Source organism: Mycolicibacterium pyrenivorans (genome assembly GCF_025821625.1).
Taxonomy (GTDB): Bacteria; Actinomycetota; Actinomycetes; order Mycobacteriales; family Mycobacteriaceae; genus Mycobacterium; species Mycobacterium pyrenivorans.
The window spans coordinates 1-20,873 of record NZ_JACKSH010000295.1; the positions used below are offsets into that span (position 1 = coordinate 1).

Genomic DNA, 20,873 nt, shown 5'->3' on the forward strand with positions numbered 1-20,873 from the left:
GTTATCAACGGGTAGCAACACGCTCGAATCTATGTATGCAACAAGGGGGTTGATGCTGGGCAAGTCATCGTTGTTGCCGGTTTATCGGCGGGNGTTCTTCGACGTGAAGGAACGGCAACGATGGCGTATCCGGTGGCAGTGTCTCCTGCGGGAGGGAAGCGGACCTGGACCGTGCTTGGGGAGGACTTCGCAACGGTCCGTCCCGTCGAGGAGTGGATAGAAGCCCACCGGCACCTGTGGTCGCCGAACACGGTGCGCGGGTATGCGACGTCGTTGGCGCAGTGGTGGAGCTTCCTGGAACAACGCGGACAATCCGATGGATGGCGCGATGTCGGTGTCCCCGCATTCACGGCGTTTCTGTCCTGGCAGCGCAATGGCCGCACAGTTGAGCATCGGCTGGCCGAGTCGGACCAGGCACCGACCGCTGCAACACTGGAAGTTCGCCTTGCAGCATTGATTTCGTTCTACCGCTGGCATCAGGCAGTATCCGGTGTGGCGGTAGCAGGACAGCTACTTCGAGGAACTCCGCGACAGCGACCGGCCCGGGGCTTGCTGGCGCATCTGGATGCGCGGTCGGCCCCGGCGGCATCCTCGCTGGTGCGGGTGCGCCGCGACCGACGCCGCGACAGACCGCCCTTGCTGCTGCCCGAGCAGATCCAGGCGGTCCTGGATGGCTGCGCGGTCTTCGATACCGAGTCCGGTTCGTGGCAAGGAAACCTGCGGGACCGGTTCGTGTTCGCCCTGCTGGCCGAGACCGGGATGCGTCTCGGGGAGGCGCTGGGTCTGCGGATCGGCGAGTTCGTGCTCGGCCGCGGCGATACCGCGTATGTGCAGATCGTGCCTCGCTCGGATAACCCCAACGGGGCGCGGGTGAAGATGATGCGACCGCGACGAGTCTATGTTGGGGCTGACCTCGAGCGGCTGTTCGCCGATTATCTCACCGACATCGCCTGCCGGGCAGCCGAATCCGGGATCGGTCTGATGGACACATCGCCGCTGCTGGTGAATGTGGCCAGACCACCGTTGTTGGCCGCATTGCGGGAGACGACGGTCCGGGAGAAAGTGGCCACGCTGCGTCGGCGGGGCATCGGACCACTCGGGTGGACGCCGCACTGGTTCCGCCACACCCATGCCACCGCCTTGTTGCTCGCCGGGACGCCGGAATGGGTGGTCTCCCGGCGTCTTGGCCACGCTCATGTGCAGACCACCCTTGACCTCTACGGCTGGGTCCGCGACGACGAAGCCCTGCGAGCGGCAGCCAACTGGGCTTCCTACGCCAGCAGCTGGCGGGTGGCCGAATGATCGACGAGCATAGCCACCTGCGGCTGCGCAGTGCCGACCACCTCGATCCGATCTGGCGGCTCTGGGAAGGGCTGCCAGCACAGTGGCGTGGCCCCGTGCTCGGGCCCGGTATCCAGAACTGGGCCTCGATCACCGAGAACGATTGGCCGCATCTGGACCTGAGCGGACTGCCCGTCCCGTTCGCCGCGGAGCTGGCGTGGATGGCGCACTGGCAGGCCAGTGATGGCACCCGCGTCTCGGTGTTGGCGATGGCGCAGTTGGCCAACATGATCCGGCGGGCCGTCGCCGAAGGCCGTGATTTCCCCTCATCGATCCGGGCGATGGATTACGACGCCGCCGCGGCGTTGCAGAGCTGGTTCTATCTCAGCAAGGGCAGGCGACTGCCCTCAGTCCGAGGCCGGGGCCGAGTGCACGCTCTATTCGGTTTTGCCCGACACGCGCTGATCGCCGCCTGCCACGACGGCCCGTGGTGGCAGCTGGACTTCTGGCACCCGCGCTGCGATCCGCGGATCCCGCTGACCGATCGTGAACCGGTCTCCAATTACGGCTGCTCACCCGGAGACATCCAGCTTCCGTGGTTGCGGGCCGCGGTGAAGTGGCATCTGGGCACGATGCTCGAATCCGGGGCGCTGCGCTGGACCACGGTCAGCCAGGAACGCATGCGCAGCTTCCGCCGCTTCGACAACTGGCTAACCGCTTGCTTCGACGACCCGACTGACATCCTGGGTGACCCCACGACCGCGGTCGAGCAGGCGGAGGCATTCGCGCGGTGGACCGCCGTGGCCGCCAACCGTGTCACCCGCCAATCCGACACCCGCCACCTGGGAAGAACCGTTCCGATCCGGGGAATCAACGACGACCTGCGAGCGGTAGCCGGCCTGTTGGATTTCATCGCCGGCAATCCCGGGGAGGCTCGCAGCGTCCTCGGCGCCGAGCCGTGGCAACGAGTGAGCGCCGCACACGCGGCCAGCTGGTTCGGCCGGGTCACTCGGATACCGCATCAGCGCGGTTTCAACGATGCGAATTACATCGACGATCACGCGCTCGCTCAGATCACTGCGGCGCTGCCGTTGATCGGGCTGCCGCGCACCGAGCAGATGACCATCACCCGCGGCGACGGCACCACGCTGACCGCCAACGGACTCGACGACCCGCAAGCGATGCGGATGATCCTGCTGCAGATCCTTACCGGCCGGCGAGCCAGCGAAATCCGCACCTGCGACTTCGACTGCCTCTCCGCCGCCCCGAGAGTCACCGCAACTGGCGATGACGACGACCAAATGCTGACCAGGTTCCGCTACGCACAAAGCAAGATCGACGTCGCACCCGACACCATCCTTGTTGACCACGAGGTCACCGAAGTCATTGCCGAACAACACCGTTGGCTGCAAACCCAGTATCCAGACTGCAGCAGGCGGTACCTGTTCGCGCGGCGCCTGGGCAACCGTCGCGGCGACAAACCCTATCCAGCAGGCACCTACAACTGGGTGCTGCGCACCCTCAGCGACCTCGTTCAGATCACCGACGCCAAGGGCCACGCCGTGCGGTTGAGCCACACCCACCGCTTCCGGCACACCCGGCTGACCCGACTGGCCGAACTCGGGCTACCGGTCCACGTCCTGCAGCGCTACGCCGGGCACGCCACGCCCACCATGACGATGCACTACATCGCCGCCCGCGATGAGCACGCCGAGCAGGCGTTCCTGGCCACCGCCAAGCTGCGCTCCGACGGCACCCGCATCCAACTCTGCAGCGACGACCACGACGGTCTGCACCTGTTCCGCCGCGCGGACCGATTCCTGCCCAACGGGTGGTGCATGCTGCCACCGCTTCAATCCTGCGACAAAGGCAACGCCTGCCTGACCTGCTCAGTTTTCGTCACCGACCACACCCACCACGACGTGCTACACCGCCAACTCCGCGAGACCACCACCCTGATCGACCGGGCCACAACAGAATTCGAGCAACGACACGGTCATTCCATGCCCGACGACAACGTCTGGCTGATCCGCCGCCGCGCTGAACACCACGCGCTCACCAAGCTCCTGGCCGCTCTGGACGACGTGCCCGACTCCTCAGCCCACGGCGCGACACCCCAGTGTCATCGACCCAGCGCTGGACCAGTCCCGCTGACTCTCGACCTCACCGCCCACCGCAGGAGCACTCCATGACAGACTCCCGAGAACGCCGCATCACCGCACTTACCGAAGCAGCGAAAGTCAAGTCGCAGAACAAAACCCGAGACGCCGAACAAGCCATCCGCCGACTGGTCAAACGCGGCGAGGCGATCACTTTCCAAGCCGTGCAACGCGAAGCCGGCGTCTCCCACGCCTTCCTCTACAACCATCCCGAACTGCGCAAACGAATCGAGCATCTGCGCGGCACCCGCCGCAAAGCCGCCGCCGACCAACCCATCGACACCGACAGCACGCTCGTCATCACGCTGACCCGCCAGATCGCCGACCTCAAGAAACAGCACCGCCAGCAACTGCAAGCACTCCGCGACGCCCTCGAGCGAGCACACGGCGAGAACCTCGATCTACGACGCGAACTGGCCCGCCGCGGCATCCACCCCTTACCCAACGTCGCATCAATCGCAACAACGTCCTGAACAGGAAGAACGCGGCATTCTCATTCTCGAACCCGCGATAACACGCGGCATCCACCCCTTACCCAACGTCGCATCAATCGCAACAACGTCCTGAACAGGAAGAACGCGGCATTCTCATTCTCGAACCCGCGATAACACCCGGCCCGAGGATGATTGCGGACTGTCCGGCGTCGAGGAATCGTAGCGAGGTCAGGTCGCCGAGCAGGGTGCGGTCATAGCGCAGGTCCTGTTGTGCGGTCCAGGAGTCGAAGCGCATGCCTGGGTCGAGTCCGGCTTTGGCCGCCCGTAGGGCGGCTGATCGGGATTCGCGTCGGGATACCTCGTCGGCGAGCAGTGTTTCGAGGAATCCGATGTGGCTGAGTTTGTGCTGGCGGGCCAGTGCGGCCCGTTCGGGCAGAGTGTCGGCCAGGGCGCCGAGTTTGAGCGCTTTGAGCAGTCGGAGCAGGTCGGCGCCGACCGGGTCTGCGGCCACGCGGTTGGTAGTGGTCATATCAGCAGATCCCCTCGGAGTCCGGTATTGGCGATGACGGTCAATGACGTTGCGGTGGTACTGAATTCAGATGGATCACGCGAGAACCGGGTAGCGGTTTGGCCGACGGCCAGTGGCAGTACCGGGGTCGCGTTCTCCGTGGCACGCTCGAGCATCGAGGCGATCTTGTTGACCGAGACGACATCGAGATCCAGTGCCACCGAACAGGCCTGCTCGACGCGTTGCGCGCCGTATCGGCGCACCAGGCCCTGCAGGCGATAGACGGTGCGCATCCGCGTCCACGGCAGCGGATCGTCGAGGATGCGTTCGGCGTAGATCCCGACGTTGGGGCCATAGGCGGCGCAGGTGGCGATCAGTGTCGTCAAGTCCCGCAACGCGTAACCGACTTTGTGTTCGGGTAGATCGGCGCGGTCGGTACTGCGGCCACCCGCAGGCTGACGGGGGTGGACTTTGACCAGCACACCACGGTGATAGAACTTCACCAGCTCGCAGTCAGCACGTACGTCGACGGTGGTGCCGATCCACTGCTCGGGAAGCGAGTAGAGGGCTTTGGCGACTTCGGCGTGGAAATCGCGGTGCACCTTGACCGCTTTGAACACCGGCACGTCGTAGGCGCCCGGCACCGCCAGCAGCAGCGGTTGCTCCTCGGTGGTGAACACCTCCACCGGCCGTGCACAGGTGCTGCCGTGGATACGGGTCCCGGCAGTACGAAGACACCACACGGTGACAGCCTGCTGCGCCTGCTCAATACTGGTGAATGTTTCACCGTCCCAGAAGTTTCGGCGGACGTACTGCACCGCACGCTCCACTCGCGGTTTGTCCTTCGGGGAGCGCACCCGAGCCGGGTCGGTGAGGAATCCGACATGGCCGGCGTAGTCGAGCCACCCCTGAGTGAAGCGCGGATTGACCGCATCAGCGGCGGCGATCACCGGCTTGAGGTTGTCCGGGATCAGCACCGCGAACACCCCGCCGAAGAACTCCCACGCCGCCTGGCAGCCGGCGATCACCGCCGCCAGAGTCTGCGAATACGACAGCCACACGAACATGTGTCGGCTGTAGGCGGCGGTGAAGATCAACGCGTGCACCTTGCGGCGCCGCCCATCATCGGCGTCGGTGAGCATCCCGAGGTAGCCGAAATCGATCTGGCATTCCACACCGGGATCCCCATCGGCGACCCGCACCGTGGTGTCCTTGCGGCCGAAACCGCAACGCTCACCGGCGAATCGGTTCAACGTCCGATATGGCACCACGCACCCCTGACGGGCCAGCAGCGTCTCGATCTTGGTGATCGTCAACGGACGCCGCTCACCATCGCCGGCCACCCACGCGGTGATCTGGTCCTCGAAGCCCAGCAGCTGTTCCCACGCTGCGCCGTGGCCATCCGGGCGCACCGGGCGCACCGCGTCGGCGACCGCCCCGATCAACCCGTCATCGACGGCCTCAACGCCGTCGCTACGGTGCAGACCAGCCGCTTGCGCGGCCTCGACGTAGCGGCGCACCGTTTTGCGGTCCACGCCGCAATGCGCGGCGATCGTGCGGTAACCCGGTGCCGGTAGCCCGGCGACCCCCAGCCACACCCGCAACACTTCCCTGATCTCGTTCACACTGACCTCCCGAAAAGCCATGCCCGCCGCCTCCGTGACTTGGACCGTCACGGCGATCAAACGAACAGATGAAGGGACCACCGACGCGACGCGCCGGTGGTCCCATAACTGGCAATCCAGGTGGTCCCATCACCCTGGCAAAATCAGCTCACACTGGTCCCATCCTCCTGGCAGACGACAATCGGATCGGCGCGCCAGCGGTAGTAGGGCTGGCGGGCGAGCTTAAGCACCCGGCACGTCACTGCCACGGGGATCCCGTCGGCGGCGAGCTCACTTACGAGCGGGTAGATCCTTTTCCCGGCAGGTTGGCCTGCGATAGATAGGCCGCAGCTCGACGCAGGACTCGTTCTCCTGCTCCAACAACCGATTCCGGCGACGAAGCTCTCGCAGCTCAGCCGAGCCACTCGTGCTCTTGCCAGGCTTGGCGCCCTCGTCGATATCTGCTTGGCGCATCCACTTGTGCAGCGTCATCGGGTGCACTCCGAAATCGGTGGCGATCTGCTCGATCGTCACGCCGTCGTCGCGGTTTCGAGCGACCCGCACGACGTCGTCGCGAAACTCCTGGGGGTAGGGCCTGGGCACAAGGACATCCTTCCAGCTCACCCACCCAGGGCAAGCCAACTCAGATGTCACCTATTCGTGCAGCAGACCCGTCGATCGTGCCGGTATCCATTGAGATGTGGCGGGTTCGGCACGGACGGCTGCAATGCACCGGCAAGAACGCCGCGAGGGCGATCGCTGCGCGGTGGAATGTCGATAACTTTGCGGTCTGGCCTATTGCTTCTGGGCTTGGGCAGGCACATGCTTCAGAAGACATCACAAGCTGGGTGGAGTTGCTTAGGTGTGGCACCGGTAGAGCGCTTCTCGATCCCTACGGCCGGTTGGCCGTTGGTGGAAGCCCTTCGGCCTAAATCGGCGTGGCGTCGGCGACGCATGGGCGTGCTGCGCGATTCTTTTGTTGCCACTTGGCTGTTCAGGGAAGCACCGGGTCGGCCGGGACGCGGGATTGCATTGCACGGGCCTACTTGTGGATGTCCGACGTGACTGGCGGTGTCGAGGTCGATTTGGCCACGGCTGTGATCGAGCACCTGGCGTGTTCCCCGTGAATGAGACCGGCGGGTTTTAGAGTCCTGTGGCCCGATGTCGGGCTGGAAGGGACGATGAAACACATGGCTGGTCGGAAGCGGCATTCCGCGGAGGACATCGTGCGCAAACTGCGCCGCGCCGATGAGTTGGCTGCCGAGGGCCGGACCGGCGAGGAGATCGCCGCTGGGTCCGCCTCTGCGGATGCGCAATGCCCTCATGCATCTGCTGTGGAAACAGGATCGTGGTCGACCTCGCAACACCGCTGCGCCCTCGAGTGTCTTAGAGGTACGACGATGACGAATGCCGCTGGCACGCCCAAATGGGCACTGATGACCGCCGCATGCCAATCCGTGCTGGAGCAACTCGAAGACTTCGTGGCCTGCAACTGCCAGACCGGTGAGGACACCAAACCGATGATCGCACTCAGCGGACTGCCCGGGCTGGGCAAAAGCACCGTCTCGCGGGTGTTCGGCAAACGCCTGCACCGCAGACATATCGAGCGTTACGGGACAACAACACGCGCCGGAGATGAACGGTGGCCGGTGTGCCGGATCGGTATGACTGCCTCCACCGGCACGCGCGAATTCAACGCGGCATTATGCGACTTCTACGCCCACCCAGGAGGGCAGCGGGCGAGCGCACAACAACTGCTGCGGTTCGCTCTTGACGATGTGTCCTCCTGTGAGACACGGCTGCTCATCATCGACGACCTGCACTTCTTGCGCGGCCGCCAGGAACGCATGACCGATGTGAGTAACCAGTTCAAATACATCGCCAACGAGTTTCCCCTGACCGTGCTGCTCATCGGTATCGGACTGCATGAGCACAACACAACGCGCTACTCGATGACTGCAACGCATTAGCGATGGCCGACTCGCATGCGTGGTCTACAAGTCAGTTCATCTTGGTCGGCAATAAGAAAGACGTGCGAGACGCTGCGGCAAAGCTCGCCGAGTACTCCGACTGCTCGGATCTCCTTCCGAGCAGATCGAGCAGCATCCGTGCGTGCGCGTGCGTAGCGCTCAAAACCATAGGCGACCTGATCCCAGATACCGAAGTCGTGAGAATCGCGACGAAACTTTGCGACGTCTTTCTGGCAAGTACCCGCACAGGCAACGAGGATGACAACGACGCGATCGCCGCGCTAGGACGTGCGGGTTCCTCAAGCTCGCCCGCCAGCCCTACTACCGCTGGCTGGCCCATCCCATCACCGAGGCCTACCGCGCCAACGCCCTAGTGTTCTCCAACAGGATCGTCAGATACAGCATCGACTCCCGGATGAAAGGTGAGCGGTACCCGAACTCAGGGTCGTCCTTGTCCGCGTCGAACAGAAGTCCCGGCTGGCCACCATGGCACTGCACAGCGCGGTGGTCCGACGCGGGGATGTCGCCATCTTGTCAACGTTGAACTGGCCCGGGCTAACGGCGTTCTCGACAGCGCACGATAGACGTTGTGGCGAGGTCATAGGGTTGCCCAAATCTTCCATGCCTACCCCACATATGCAGCAGCGCGCGTGCATCGCGGTTCTCAACGCCGCGGACGACGTCGGCTCAGAAGATCTGCCAGTCCGAGGCGCCGTCGGGCTGGTTGTACAGGCCGCCACCGGTGTTCTTGATCACGACGGGGTCACCGCTGCCGAAGTTGTCGAAGAACCACTGCGCGTTGGCCGGGCTGAGATTGATACAGCCGTGGCTGACGTTCGAATTGCCCTGCGAGGCCACCGACCACGGCGCGCTGTGCACAAAAATGCCGCTGTTGTCAATCCGGACGGCGTCCTGCACCTTCAACTTGTAGCCCTCCGCCGAGTCGACCGGCACGCCATAAGTCGAGGAATCCATCACCATGTCGGCGAACTTCTCCAGCACGTAATAGGTCCCGTTCTTGGTGTCGAAGCCCTTCTTGCCTAACGACACCGGAAACGTCTTCTCCAGCTTCCCGTTCCGGTGGATCTGCATCTGGTGCGTCTTGTCGTCGATCGTCGCCACCAGCGACTCGCCGGTGCGGAAACTGGACTTGGCGCCGCTTGCGTCGATGTTGACGGTGGCGTTCGCGGGCCAGAAGTCCTGGGGTCGCCACCGCACCTGGGTGTCGCTCGTCCAGTAGAACCGGCCGGGCACCGGCGGGTTCGACGAGATGTGGATCGCCTGTTCGGCCATCGCGCGGTCGGCGATCGGCCGGGCGAAGTTGATGTAGATCGGCTTTGCGACGCCCACCATCGACCCGTTGACCGGGTTGAACGACGGCGGCGCAAAAACCGGCTCCCCGACGTACGGAGTCGGGTTCTGCCCCGCCGGGGTGCCTTCCGGGACCGGCTGAGACGTCGCCGCCAACGGAGCCGGCAGGAACGGGTTCGGTGGCGGTGGCGCAAACGGATCCGCTGGTCGAAGTGGCGGCGGGAACGCGAACGGATCGGCTGGCGGAGGTGGCGCCGCCGCCGGATCGATGGGGGCCGGAGGAGGTGGTGGCACACCGGGCTGTGCCAGCGCAGATGGGCTGCCTATCGCCAGAACCGAGGCCAGGCCGACCATGACGATCGCTGCGGCGAGCCTGTACCTGGTGTGCTTGCGCATTGTCACCTCCGGTCATACGCGAGTGTTGTCGAGTGTCGTACGGTACGCAGGCTGCGATGCCTCGCCGGCCAGTCTACTGTGTACGTACGCGGCCAGTAGTTCAGATGGCAGCACCCAGTCACGGCAGTCCCCGGCGCGTCTGGTGTTGTGCGAACACAGCAATGGTGTTCGATGAACACTCATGCTCTGGTAGGCGGTGGCGGGCGCGGTAGTTGGCGGCTTGCCTAACGGCGTTCAGTGGTGACGAAGCGATCGGGGTGGTCGACGAATGCTTGCTTACAGGCCTCGCTACAGAAATGCATTCCGTTCCATCCAAGGTGTTTGGGTTACGACGTCGGCGGGATGCAGGAGCATGCCGCACACGGGGTCCGTCGTGCGGGTAGAGCGGCTGCCTATGCGCTGCCGGACTTCGACAAGACACATCGGATCGGGAATTCCCCTGAGTCGCCGCGGGGCAGGGCAGTGAAGTCGGCTTGGGGGATGATGTCCGGTCGCGTCGCGGAGGTCTCGGTGATCAGGAACTGGCCGGCGGCGCGCCTGAGGATCCTTCCTCGGTGTTGTGCGGCGCTGCTGCGCACTGTGATGCCGAACCTGCGCAATACTTCAGCTGCCGCATGATCGCCCATGGTCGCGGTCAGTGGGGTAAAGCTGGCCAGATCGACGAAGAGGACGGTGGCCTGCTCCTGGCCAGGTGTGGTCGACGGCGGTGTGGTCGGCTCGGCGAGATGGCGAAGTAGGTCTTCGCGGTTGGCGCGCTGATAGGCCCGCCGGTGGAAATACACAAGGGTGGGTTCGACGAGGTCGAGCAGTGGTTTGCCGACTGCCTCGCTGGCCGCCAGCAGGTCCGGGCCCGTGAGTCCTTGGGCGCGGAAGCGTTCGTGGACGTAGTTGTGGAAGGTGCGCACGATGGCGTCGGCCAGGCGGTCGGTGGCGTCGGCGAAGACGTGGACTATTTGCATCAGGGCATCGCGGGGCATCCCGAGTGCCAGCGCTTTGGCCGCTACTTGCAGGGTGGCTACGTCGGATTGTGTTCCAGCACCGACGTCGTCCCAGTCCATGATCCTGGCTAGGTCCGTGATTGTGGTGTCGTCGAGACCGAGGTCGTGGGCGACGTCGACGAGGCTGACCGTGGCATCGGCGGCGGGGACGAGTTCGTCGAAAATGCTGAGCAGGTCGCCTTGGCTGGTGATCGCTGCGGCCAGGTGTTCGTCGGTTATGCCCCTGCTCTGCGCGAACTGGATCAGCCTCAGGCGGTGCAAAGAGTCAGGTTCAAAATCTCCGTCGGGTTGCCGGTGCAGCAAGCCGGCAACGGCATACCTGTGCAGTCGTGTCTCGGTTTCATCGGCTGCAGCTGCCAGCTTGTCCGCACTCCACGGGCCGGATTCGGCAGGCGTGGTGCGCCTGCTCAAGTCCGGTTCGTGCTCATTGTGCGGCGAAGGCATAAAACGACTCGAAGGTGGATCCATCGTCGGTCGAGCGCTGGATTCCCGTTTCGGTCGCTACGAACACGACCCCACCACCTCGTGCAAGAACCGCCTGTGGGCGCTCGCCCAAGGCCCGTCGCGCTTGCCACGTCGTGCCGGAATCCTCGCTGGCATACACGGTTCCGGTGGGATCGACCCCGATCAAGGGGCCGTCGTCGGGCCAACTGAGCAAGACCAGTTGGGGTTGCGCGGCGACTGGCGTGAACGTCCTGCCTTGGTCGAGGCTGCGCATCAGACCGTCGGCGGTCGTCGCCAGGATCTCGTTGGGATTGCGCGGTGACACGGCGATGTCGACGGCGCTGATGGCGGCGCGTCGATCCCACGTGCGTTTGTCCGTGCTCACCATCACGGTCTGGCTGCCGCTGTCAAGGCCGTAGACGAGGCCGTGGCGGTAGTCGAGGGAATGAAAATCGACCTCGCCGCTCAGCGCCACCGATGCCCACGATTGTCCGCCGTCGGTGGTCTCGATCAGTCCCAGCGACGGTGGGGCATCGCGGTCGTCCGCGCCGGGATGGCCGCTGCCCAGAAAGTGATTGGGTCCGGCAACGGTGAAGCCCATGAAATCCTGCACGACGCCGCCGACGAGTTCGGGATCGCGCTCGCTGGCGAGCCGGTACACGCCGTAATGCGTGCCGGCGTACAGCGCGTCGTCGGCGGGATTGATGCCTAGGCCGTGGATGTGTGCAAGACCTCTGGAGTCGCCTTGGCTCGACTTCGTCTCGGTGTTTGAGCATGCGCCGGCCACCAACACCGTAATGCCCAGCAGCGCAACCAGTGTTGAGCGCATGCTTACTCCGTTCTCGCTCACAAAGTTCCGCTACGAACCCGGATCGTAGTGCCTGCAGCCATGAATCCCGTGCTCGGCCGGGGGTTTACAGGTTTGCGTTGCCTGCGCGCCACTGCTCCCATGGGATGTTCCAGTCCCCGAGACCGTCGGTACCCGAGAGCGTCGGTCCGACAGTGTTGACCACCTCGACGATGTCGCCGCGTTTGGTGTTGTCGTAGAACCAAATTGCATTCGCCGGGCTCACGTTGAGGCACCCGTGGCTCACGTTGGCGCGGCCCTGGCTGCCCACCGACCACGGCGCGGAATGCACATAGATGCCGCTGTAGGACATCTGTGTGGCCCAATCCACCTCGAGGCGGTACCCCTCGGGTGAGTTGACGGGCACACCGTAGGTCGAGGAGTCCATGATCAGGTGCGAATACCGGTCGCCGATGATGTAGGGGCCGTTGTCGGTGGGGGTGCTGTCCTTGCCCATGGAAAGCGGCATGGATCTGACCACTTCACCGTTGCGCCGCACGGTCAGTGTCTTGGTGTTGTCGTCAGCGGTGGCGATGACCTCGTCGCCGATGCTGAACCGGGTGGTGATGTCCTCCTGGCCAAAGAGGCCATCGCCGAGGTCGACGCCGTAGGTGTTGACTGTCACCTCGACCGTGGTGCCGGGTTTCCAGTATTTGGCTGGGCGCCAACGCACTTCGCGGTTGTTGAGCCAGTAGAACGCGCCCTCTACCGGTGGGTTGGTGGTCACTTTGATGGCCTTTTGCGCCGCCAACCGGTTGGGGATGTCTTCGTCGAAGCGGATCGCTACGGGCTGGCCGATACCCACTACTTCACCGTCGTTGGGCAGGACGTAGGGCATTGTCAGGTTTTCCGGCGATGCCGTCTGGAATGTCATGCTGTTGCGGGCGATGCCGCCGAGTCCACGCGCCTCGGCGTTGAGGGTGTATTGCTTGTTGTAACCGAGCGGCTCGGTCGTCGCCCAGGTCAGTCCGTCGGGGCTGAGCTGTCCGTCGACCGGATTGCCCGCTTCGTTGACCATGGTGACGGTGCCCAGGACGCCGTCGCCGGCGGTGACTGTGACCGGGGCGTCCACCGGTACGCCGACGGCTTGGTCGGTGACCGACGCTTGCAGCCTGGGCACCAACAGGTCGCTATATGGATCGCCCTTTTCTGCGATCACCTGAGGTGCTGGCGCAGCCGGCTTGCTGGTGCAGCCGGTGAGCACCATCGCCACCGCCGATAGCGTCACCAGGGCGATCAACCAGAACCGCGACCCACGCCGACCGGTCACCGAACCGATCCGCCGCATCGCTCTTCCCCTCTCTGCCTTCGCTGCCTTTCAACCCGCAGGTACGAGCAGCCTTCACCCCTGGCCGTTCGCGGCGCGACGGCGATGATCAACTCCAGAGTTGCTGGCTCGTGTATGGCTGCACTAGTCCTTCGTTAAAGATTCGGTAAAGCATTCCCCGATCCTCTGCCATCAAACTCCGAGCCGGTCCCCGCCATCTACTATTTCCGTACGTACATACTAGCGGGCCTGCGGTACAAATACTCAGTTGACACTGCCCGCTCAACGCACCCGTGCTGCGCTGCAGGGGAGGTCCGGCCTGCCCCTCGTTGGTCGAACGGGTGCGGGCCGCCAAGGCGGCTGTGTGGGGTTGTATCAGGAATTGCCGACTCGTCAGCCGCAATGGAACCGTCACTACTATGTGCCATAGTATGCACGCTGGCCGTAGTTCTGGGAGATGTAGGCATCCATCCGCAGCTACGGGAACTTGGGGTGCCAGCACGGGATCTGTGGATGACGAGACACCAACGACTTGCCTTCCGCGACATCGTGTCGAGTGCGAGTGAGGTCGACACGTGACGTGGCCTGCACAGCTGTCGACCACCGAATGTAGCTCGGCCGAACAGGAATCCGGTGTTGCAGCCCCAGGGGTCTGGGCCGCCATATTATTGAGGACTGCGGGGTTGCGGATGTCGATCGGACCGGCCCCGGCGGTGTGGGTGGCGCTGCTTACCGCGGTGGCGTCGATTGTCGGCGCGTGCACCACGATGGTACCTGGCGCACCGGTCAGTGCCGTCGACGGGCCGCAAATGGTCGTGGACCCCACGCTGCTCGACGTGGGCCCCTACCCGACCACGCCGCGCCCAGCGTTGGGAACCGCGGGCACGCATGTACGGGGGGTACTGGTGGAGGCTCAGCGGATGGCCAACTTTGTCGTCGGTCCATGGGAAGTCGATACCGCCCTTAAGGTGCAAGACTCGTTCGGTGCACGCGTGCTGACCGACGCCGACGCGCTGACGACACTAGGGCCGCCTGAACTGGCGGCCGTGTCGGGCCGACACAACTTCATCAACGGATTCGCCTCCGCGCGCCAGGCTGAAAATGGGAAGAGCCTGCTGAACGCTGTACTGCGATTTGGCGACCCGCCGTCGGCGGCTGCAGCGGTCTCCGACCTCCGGAAAACGAAATTGACCGAACCGAGCAACTGGGCGTCGCCACAACAAGTCTCGATTCCCGGACACCCCGAGGCGCTGGCCATCAGCTATACCGTCACGGACTCCCAGAAGGGACGCCAGTGGATCGCTATGCGCTCCTTTGCTTTCCACGGCCCGTATGTACTTGCCCAGGTTGCCGTATCGGTCGGCGGCCCGGCGCCAGCAGCACGGCTCGTGGCAAACGTCATCAACCGCCAACGCGTCATCATCGACCAGTTCCCGGCGACCGATCCAGCAGATTTCGCCGAAATCGCCCTCGATCCCACCGGCTTATTGGCGCGTACGCTGCTGCTGCCGCCGGACCAGGCCACGACGGTACAGAATGCACGATTCGGCAAACGCGGGGCATTGCATTTCCAAAACGACCCGATCTGGTCGTCTGCCTTGTTCGACGACACGGTCATGGATTTGACGGCTAGAGCCAAGACGAACATATACCGCCTGTCAGACGCCTACGCCGCGCTTCTCATGGTCGACGAGTTCACCGCTGATATCCAAGCTTCAGCAGGGAAGCTCGTCGATCGCGTCGAATTCATGCCCGCCAGCCAATGCATGCAAGTCACAGAGGGCTTCTATTGCGTCGCACCGGTGGACCGATACGTCATCGAGGCACGATCACCGTCACTCGAGGATGCACATCAGCAAGTCGCGGCTCAGTACATACTGCTGCTCGGGCACTAACTCAAACGGCCCATGTAGCGCCGTGCCGAGCCTAAGCCTCACCGTCCGGTACACCAGCTTGCCAACAGGTGCAGAACCGTCGGGACGCTGATGCTCGGCCCAGTACTGCGGTTCTCAGTACTAGCGATTCACGTATCGGTCTCAACACGGGTTTGGTGGTCGTTTGCCCTGATCAAAGGCGTTGTCCTGGGCTAACTACGAAGATTGCAATTGTGTGACTAGCGTTATTAATGGTGCGAAAGGGATGTATGTTGCGTTGTGGGAAAACACATCTGGCTCTTGTTTTGAAAGCGTCGCGGATCTTTCCCAGCGCCTGATTACGCAGTTAAGGAGTCTCCGATGGGAAGGGCTGATGTCGTCGCTGCGTCGATGCTTCCGGCTACCTCCGAAGCATTTGGTGCCGTAAGGAGGTTGCGTCCGGCGGTGAGCCGCGATGCGCCGGGCACCCGTAAGCCGCAGGCCAGCAACGTTTCCACCGCTTCGCGATCAGCGCACGATCGACCGACGCCGCGACCGGGGATGCGAGTTTCGGCCGCCGGGATAGCGGCGCGCCGCAGCTGTCGTCAGACGCCTTGTGACTGGAGAGGGTGAAAGTCCATGCGCCATAGGCATCTGCGCTTCACCCGGGCGATGGGGATAGCCTGCTGCGCGCTGTTAGTTCTGACCACACTCGCCACGCCCGCGTCCGCGGAGCCGGGAGACGCGCAGTGGGATCCGACGCTGCCGAAGATCGTCAGTTCCGGTGCGCCGGGTGATCCGGTCGCGATCGCCAACGCTTCGCTCGAGGTGAGCCGCCTCGCCACGCAGACGACGATGGAGCTGGGCCGAAAGTTCCTCAGCAGCCTCGGGATCGGCGGCGAAACCGCCGTGCCGCCCAGCGCGGTTCCCGGGCGCCTCACGGGAGTCAGGGGCAGCCAGGCGATCGAATACGTGATCCGGCGCGGGGCCTCCCAGATCGGTGTTCCCTATTCCTGGGGCGGTGGCAAGCCGAACGGACCGTCGCTAGGCGTGGACTCCGGCGCGAACACCGTGGGCTATGACTGCTCGGGATTCACCCAATTCTCCTTCGCCGGCGTCGGGGTGCTGATTCCCAAGTTCTCCGGCGACCAGTACAACACCGGCCGCAAGATTCCACCCTCGCAAGCCAAGCGTGGAGACCTGATCTTCTACGGGCCGGGCGGCACCCAGCATGTGGGCATCTACCTCGGCAACGGTCAAGTACTGGAGTCGGCCAGCAGCTACGGCCAGGTTGGCGTTCATCCACTGCGCACCGCCGGCATGTCGCCGTACCTGGTGCGCATCATCGAGTCCTGAGCGCACAGTCGGCGAGGCGAGCCATCACTGGTGCGGCATTCGGACCCGACGCGTGTTCGGACACGCAACGCGGCATTGGGTCGCCACGCCCAGCCACCGTTGGGACGGCACACACTTCACCACAACGGTGAGGCCACCACGGCCCGCGAAGCGCTGTCGCGGCCCGCGAAGCGCTGTCGCGGGCCGCTGTGCGCTAGGGACGGGACCGCAAGCGCTGCGCCAGTTGCCCGCTCCGCATGGACAACTCCGTGTCCGTTTCGTAACCTATTCGAGACCTACGTACTTTCACCGGACTTCGGCCATCGCAGTTAAGGATCGTCCGTTTTGAAACTCGACCGTAAAGCACGTAGGGGTTCGTCGTTTGGGCGATGGCTTGGTGGCGCGCTTGCGGCTGCGGCGGTGTTGGGCTCGATGGTGGCCGGCAATGTGAGCGCCGATCCGGCCACCGACGCGCTGGCCAGGCTTAACGAGTTATCCCGCACGGCCGAACAGACCACTGAGGCCATGCACTCGGCGCAGTTGGACTTGGACGCCAAACTTGCCGCGCAAAAGGACGCCGAGGACCGCAAGGCCGCCGACGAGGCGGCACTGGAAGCGGCCAAGGCGGAACTGATCAAGTATCAGGGCGCCGTCGACAAGGTCGCGGCGGCGATGTACATGGGTGGTCGCCCGGACGGGGTATCGGCGGTGCTCTCCGCCGATTCTCCGCAGCAGCTGATTGATCAGCTTTCGGTCGAGCGGGCGATGGCCACCGAGATGGCCGACCAGATGCGGGCTTTCCAGAAAGCCAACGAGCGGGCCGTGATGGCGGCCCAGGCGTCAACCGCATCGGCTGACGCTGCGCGTTCGGCTGCGGAGCAGGCGGCCGCGGTGCGCGCCGAGCTGCAGTCCAAGCAAAGTGCGCTGCAGCGCCAGATCGCCGCGGTGAAGGCACAGTACGACGCACTGACGCCCGATCAGCGCACCGCCTTGGCCGATCCGGGTCCGCCGCCTCCACCACTGCCGCCTGTTCCGCCCCCGGCTGACCCGGCGATTATCGCGATGCCCGGCCAGCCGCCGGGCGACGTTGCGGCACCGCCGACGGGCGAGGGAGTGGCTGTGGTGCAGGCGGCATTGACGCGGGTGGGTGCTCCCTATTCGTGGGGCGCCACGGGTCCGGATGCCTTCGACTGCTCGGGGCTGATCAAGTGGGCGTTCCTGCAGAACGGCAAGTCGCTGCCGCGTTCGAGTCAGGCGCTGGCGCAGGGAGGTCAACCGGTCGCAGTCTCGGACCTGCAACCCGGTGACATCGTGACGTTCTACTCCGATGTCTCTCATGCGGGCATCTATATCGGTGACGGGATGATGGTGCACGCCTCGACGTACGGCACACCGGTGAAGGTGTCGCCCATCTCGAACGCTCCGATCCACAACGCCCGCCGCTACTAAGCGTCAGGTCAGCCGCCAAAGAACTCCGCGGTTCGCTGTGTCCACGTCTTGACGTCTGCGACCGAACGGGCGACGTGCAAGGTGGAGTGGGGCATCAGCACATGCAGGCGCGCCGCGGTCGACACCGGATGCAGGGGATCGGTGTCCCACGCCAAAATCAGCGTGCGATGGTGCAGCGCGGCCAGCGCGTCCGGGTCGGGCAGCTCCGACAGGCCGACTCCGCGGAGCACCGATGCGAGCAGTTCGTCGGGGACATCCGGGCTGAACTTCGCCTGCGGATAGTCGGCGAAGATGGGCAACGGTGCAGCTTGCGCCCATTCTTTGCGCCACACCGCCGGGCCGATCTCGTCTATGCGGCGCGCGGTATCGGCGTACCACTGGCGGGCCGGGCGCGGGCCTGCTTCCCAGGAAACCGGCGGAATCAGCAGTGCCAGTCGGCCGAACCGCTCCGGCGCGGCCAAGGCCGCGCACAGCACGGCCGCCGCACCCAGGGATGAGCCGGCGAAGTCAATGGGCTCATCGATCGCCGCGGCCTCGAGTACGCCCAGCAGATCGGTGGCGGCGCGCTCGAAGCGGTAATCCTCGGCGACCGCGCGCCCGGTGGAGTGGCCATGCCCGCGCTGGTCGTAGGTAAGCAGCCGGCGACCGGCAGCAACGGCATCTATGTCGAACAGCTCCAGGCGCCGCACGCGCGCCCTGCTGAGCAACACTCCATGGGCATAACCAACGGGCCGTCCCCGGCCGGTGAGCTCGTAGGCGATCGTCGACCCGTCGGGGGTCGTGTAAACACTGCCGCTAGACATCGGTTCCCTCCGAAATACCCCTATAGGGTATATGCGGCTCGCCCGGGGGCCGCTGAAGTGCGGATAGGTGCGGTCCGCGCACCCGACTATGGGCGGCCGAAACCCTCAGACCGCGGCGATTCTTCGACGTACCTCGGACATGCTCCGACATGAGTGGCTTGATCGCGTTGCGACGCCGCCGGCAGTCTTTACCGATTCTTCATCGAATGACGAGCCGACCCTTAGGTCTGGGCTCCACGCTGGCAGCCGATGAGTGGACAGCCAATCGCCGGGTATGTCAGGCATGCGCTCGCCCGCCGGGCGCATCGTCCACCGGGGACAAAGCATCACCACCGATGACTACGGAAGGAATTCGTGTGCACACCAAACGGTTCGTTACCCTCGCCGCGGCCGCGGCAGCGGTCACGGTGGCGTTGAGCGCCTGCAGCAGCGACAATCCGCAGGGCGAGCATGACATGGCGACCATGACGACCTCGGCCGCGGCGACGCCGGCACCATCAGCGCCGGCCGGTGGCGGCACGCAGGCCCAAGCCCACAACGACGCGGACGCCAGCTTCGCGCAGGGAATGATCCCGCACCATCAGCAGGCGATCGAGATGAGCGACATGCTGCTGGCCAAGCAGGGCATCGAGCCGCGCGTGGTGTCGTTGGCCAACCAGATCAAGGCGGCTCAAGGGCCCGAAATCCAACAAATGCAGGGCTGGTTGGCCGATTGGGGGATGGCCACGACGTCGCCCGGCGGCGGCATGCCAGGCATGCCGGGACATGACATGGGAGACATGAGCGGCGGCGGAGGCATGATGTCTGAGCAAGACATGACCGCTCTGCGCGACGCGCAAGGTGTCGAGGCCAGCCGGCTGTTCCTGACGCAGATGACCGAACACCACAAAGGCGCCATCACTATGGCGCAAACCGAGGTCGACAGCGGTCAGTTCGCGCCCGCAATCGAGATGGCGCGGGCGATCATCTCCTCTCAGCAGAAGGAAATCGACACGATGCAGCAGATCCTCGGCTCACTGTAGGGCCGAGCCCGCCGACCTCAGACGGCGAACTTTCCCCCGTGTCCCCGTGCCGGTGTTGTCCCTCCGGCACGGGGACCGCTCTTTGGTGAGACCCAGGTGTTGCCGCCCGGCGCCTCGGACAGCACCGCGTTTGTGTAAACGGGCCGACGGGAACCCACCTCCTTGAAACCCAGATACCCTACCGGGTAGGGGATCATGCAATCCGAGGGAGTTGATATGCGGGTCATCGCCATTGAAGAGCACTACGCCCATCCCGGTCTGCAGCCGGCCGAAGCGCTGGCCAACTTGCGCAAGCATCCTCAACTGGCCCGAATCCAGGACAAGCTGGAAGACCTTGGCGCGGGCCGCCTCGCCGACATGGACGCCGCGGGCATCGACATGCAGGTGTTGTCCCACACGGTGCCCGGCGCCGAAGCGCTGCCTGCAGCTCAAGCCGTGGATGTGGTTCGTCAAACCAACGACGATCTGGCCGAAGTCATTGCGGCACATCCGGATCGGTTCGCGGGATTCGCCGCGCTGCCGATGCGCGATCCGCAGGCTGCGGCGACCGAACTGCAGCGAGCGGTGGGAACTCTCGGTTTTTGCGGCGCCATGATCAACGGGCTTATCGAGGGCCGGTTCCTCGATCACCCGGACTTCACGCCGCTGCTGTCTACGGCAGCCGATTTGGGCGTGCCGTTGTATCTGCATCCGTCGTTTCCGCCGCCGCAGGTGGCACAGATCTACTTCGGCGGACTGCCGCCGGTGCTGGCCGATCTGCTGGCCACCGCCGGCTGGGGCTGGCACGCCGAGACCGCACTACATGTCCTGCGGTTGATCAGCACGGGGGTGTTCGATCGCCTCCCAGAGTTGCGGGTCATCGTGGGGCATATGGGGGAGATGATTCCGTTCGCCCTGGCCCGCATCGACACTGTGCTGAGCCCAATGACCGAGTTGCGCCAACCGGTCGCGCAGTATTTCCAAACCAACGTCTGGTTCACCACCAGTGGCTATACCACTTTCCCGCCGCTGCAATGCGCGTTGTCGACGGTCGGCATCGACCGGCTGATCTTCTCGGTCGACTATCCCTACACCGACAACGCCTCGGCACGGGCGCTGCTGGACACGGCGCCGATCAGTCCGGTAGACCGCGAGAAGCTTGCCCACGCCACCGTGGAGGCGCTGCTGCGGGTGTGAGAACTCCATCCGCCCA

At 64.5% G+C, this 20,873-nt stretch carries 16 protein-coding genes and 1 pseudogene; 9 read left to right on the plus strand and 8 right to left on the minus strand.

The window, feature by feature from the left end:
• The first annotated feature begins 120 nt into the window (after positions 1–120).
• From H7I57_RS32315 to H7I57_RS32325, 3 genes are read left to right on the plus strand one after another with little or no spacing between them, the layout of a single operon-like run.
• A complete protein-coding gene (locus H7I57_RS32315) occupies positions 121–1,302 on the plus strand; it encodes a tyrosine-type recombinase/integrase (protein WP_264028488.1) in 1,182 nt (393 codons plus the stop codon).
• Positions 1,299–3,473, plus strand: coding sequence for a tyrosine-type recombinase/integrase (locus H7I57_RS32320; RefSeq protein WP_013470989.1), 2,175 nt, complete (start codon positions 1,299–1,301; stop codon positions 3,471–3,473). The genes H7I57_RS32315 and H7I57_RS32320 overlap by 4 nt, the downstream gene beginning before the upstream one ends.
• Positions 3,470–3,913: a DUF6262 family protein gene (locus tag H7I57_RS32325; RefSeq protein WP_013470155.1), complete on the plus strand. Its 444-nt coding sequence runs from the start codon at positions 3,470–3,472 to the stop codon at positions 3,911–3,913. The genes H7I57_RS32320 and H7I57_RS32325 overlap by 4 nt, the downstream gene beginning before the upstream one ends.
• Positions 3,914–4,052: 139 nt before the next feature.
• Here the strand turns inward: H7I57_RS32325 and H7I57_RS32330 are convergent.
• The 3 genes and pseudogenes from H7I57_RS32330 to H7I57_RS32340 form a co-directional block, all read right to left on the minus strand.
• A pseudogene (locus H7I57_RS32330) lies at positions 4,053–4,403 on the minus strand (ATP-binding protein); the annotation flags it as partial.
• Positions 4,400–6,028: an IS21 family transposase gene (gene istA / locus H7I57_RS32335; RefSeq protein ID WP_013470157.1), complete on the minus strand. Its 1,629-nt coding sequence runs from the start codon at positions 6,026–6,028 to the stop codon at positions 4,400–4,402. The pseudogene H7I57_RS32330 and the gene istA, both read right to left, overlap by 4 nt.
• 249 nt (positions 6,029–6,277) lie before the next feature.
• The gene (locus tag H7I57_RS32340; protein WP_264028491.1) at positions 6,278–6,589 is read right to left on the minus strand and encodes a transposase; all 312 of its coding nucleotides are present in this window, start codon (positions 6,587–6,589) and stop codon (positions 6,278–6,280) included.
• A 623-nt stretch (positions 6,590–7,212) separates the two neighbouring features.
• On the opposite strand from H7I57_RS32340, the gene H7I57_RS32345 reads away from it, so the two are divergent.
• Positions 7,213–7,956, plus strand: coding sequence for an ATP-binding protein (locus H7I57_RS32345; RefSeq protein WP_234713829.1), 744 nt, complete (start codon positions 7,213–7,215; stop codon positions 7,954–7,956).
• A 687-nt stretch (positions 7,957–8,643) separates the two neighbouring features.
• Here the strand turns inward: H7I57_RS32345 and H7I57_RS32350 are convergent.
• From H7I57_RS32350 to H7I57_RS32365, 4 genes are all read right to left on the minus strand, one after another.
• Positions 8,644–9,663, minus strand: coding sequence for a L,D-transpeptidase (locus tag H7I57_RS32350; protein ID WP_013470159.1), 1,020 nt, complete (start codon positions 9,661–9,663; stop codon positions 8,644–8,646).
• 392 nt (positions 9,664–10,055) lie between these two features.
• Positions 10,056–10,922 (minus strand): hypothetical protein, encoded by an 867-nt coding sequence (locus H7I57_RS32355; protein WP_041789257.1) that lies wholly within the window; start codon positions 10,920–10,922, stop codon positions 10,056–10,058.
• Positions 10,923–11,085: 163 nt separating this feature from the next.
• Positions 11,086–11,934: a F510_1955 family glycosylhydrolase gene (locus H7I57_RS32360; RefSeq protein WP_013470161.1), complete on the minus strand. Its 849-nt coding sequence runs from the start codon at positions 11,932–11,934 to the stop codon at positions 11,086–11,088.
• An 85-nt stretch (positions 11,935–12,019) separates the two neighbouring features.
• Entirely contained in the window at positions 12,020–13,240 is a 1,221-nt protein-coding gene (locus tag H7I57_RS32365) for a L,D-transpeptidase (protein ID WP_013470162.1), read from the minus strand.
• A 668-nt stretch (positions 13,241–13,908) separates the two neighbouring features.
• On the opposite strand from H7I57_RS32365, the gene H7I57_RS32370 reads away from it, so the two are divergent.
• The 3 genes from H7I57_RS32370 to ripC all read left to right on the plus strand — a co-directional run bounded on the left by H7I57_RS32370 (position 13,909) and on the right by ripC (position 17,856).
• Positions 13,909–15,114 carry a DUF7373 family lipoprotein gene (locus tag H7I57_RS32370; protein ID WP_013470163.1) on the plus strand — a complete coding sequence of 402 codons (1,206 nt, stop codon included), beginning with the start codon at positions 13,909–13,911 and terminating at the stop codon, positions 15,112–15,114.
• 597 nt (positions 15,115–15,711) lie between these two features.
• Positions 15,712–16,428, plus strand: a complete 717-nt coding sequence (gene ripB / locus H7I57_RS32375; protein ID WP_013470164.1) for an NlpC/P60 family peptidoglycan endopeptidase RipB — start codon at positions 15,712–15,714, stop codon at positions 16,426–16,428.
• A gap of 324 nt (positions 16,429–16,752) precedes the next feature.
• Positions 16,753–17,856, plus strand: coding sequence for a peptidoglycan hydrolase RipC (ripC, locus tag H7I57_RS32380; protein ID WP_063840598.1), 1,104 nt, complete (start codon positions 16,753–16,755; stop codon positions 17,854–17,856).
• An 8-nt stretch (positions 17,857–17,864) separates the two neighbouring features.
• Here ripC and H7I57_RS32385 read toward each other — a convergent pair whose 3' ends face one another.
• The gene (locus H7I57_RS32385; protein ID WP_234713827.1) at positions 17,865–18,545 is read right to left on the minus strand and encodes an alpha/beta fold hydrolase; all 681 of its coding nucleotides are present in this window, start codon (positions 18,543–18,545) and stop codon (positions 17,865–17,867) included.
• Between the two features lie 470 nt (positions 18,546–19,015).
• Here H7I57_RS32385 and H7I57_RS32390 point away from each other — a divergent pair, with 470 nt between their 5' ends.
• Positions 19,016–19,681, plus strand: a complete 666-nt coding sequence (locus H7I57_RS32390) for a DUF305 domain-containing protein (protein WP_013470167.1) — start codon at positions 19,016–19,018, stop codon at positions 19,679–19,681.
• A 216-nt stretch (positions 19,682–19,897) separates the two neighbouring features.
• Positions 19,898–20,857 carry an amidohydrolase family protein gene (locus H7I57_RS32395; RefSeq protein ID WP_013470168.1) on the plus strand — a complete coding sequence of 320 codons (960 nt, stop codon included), beginning with the start codon at positions 19,898–19,900 and terminating at the stop codon, positions 20,855–20,857.
• Positions 20,858–20,873 lie beyond the last annotated feature (16 nt).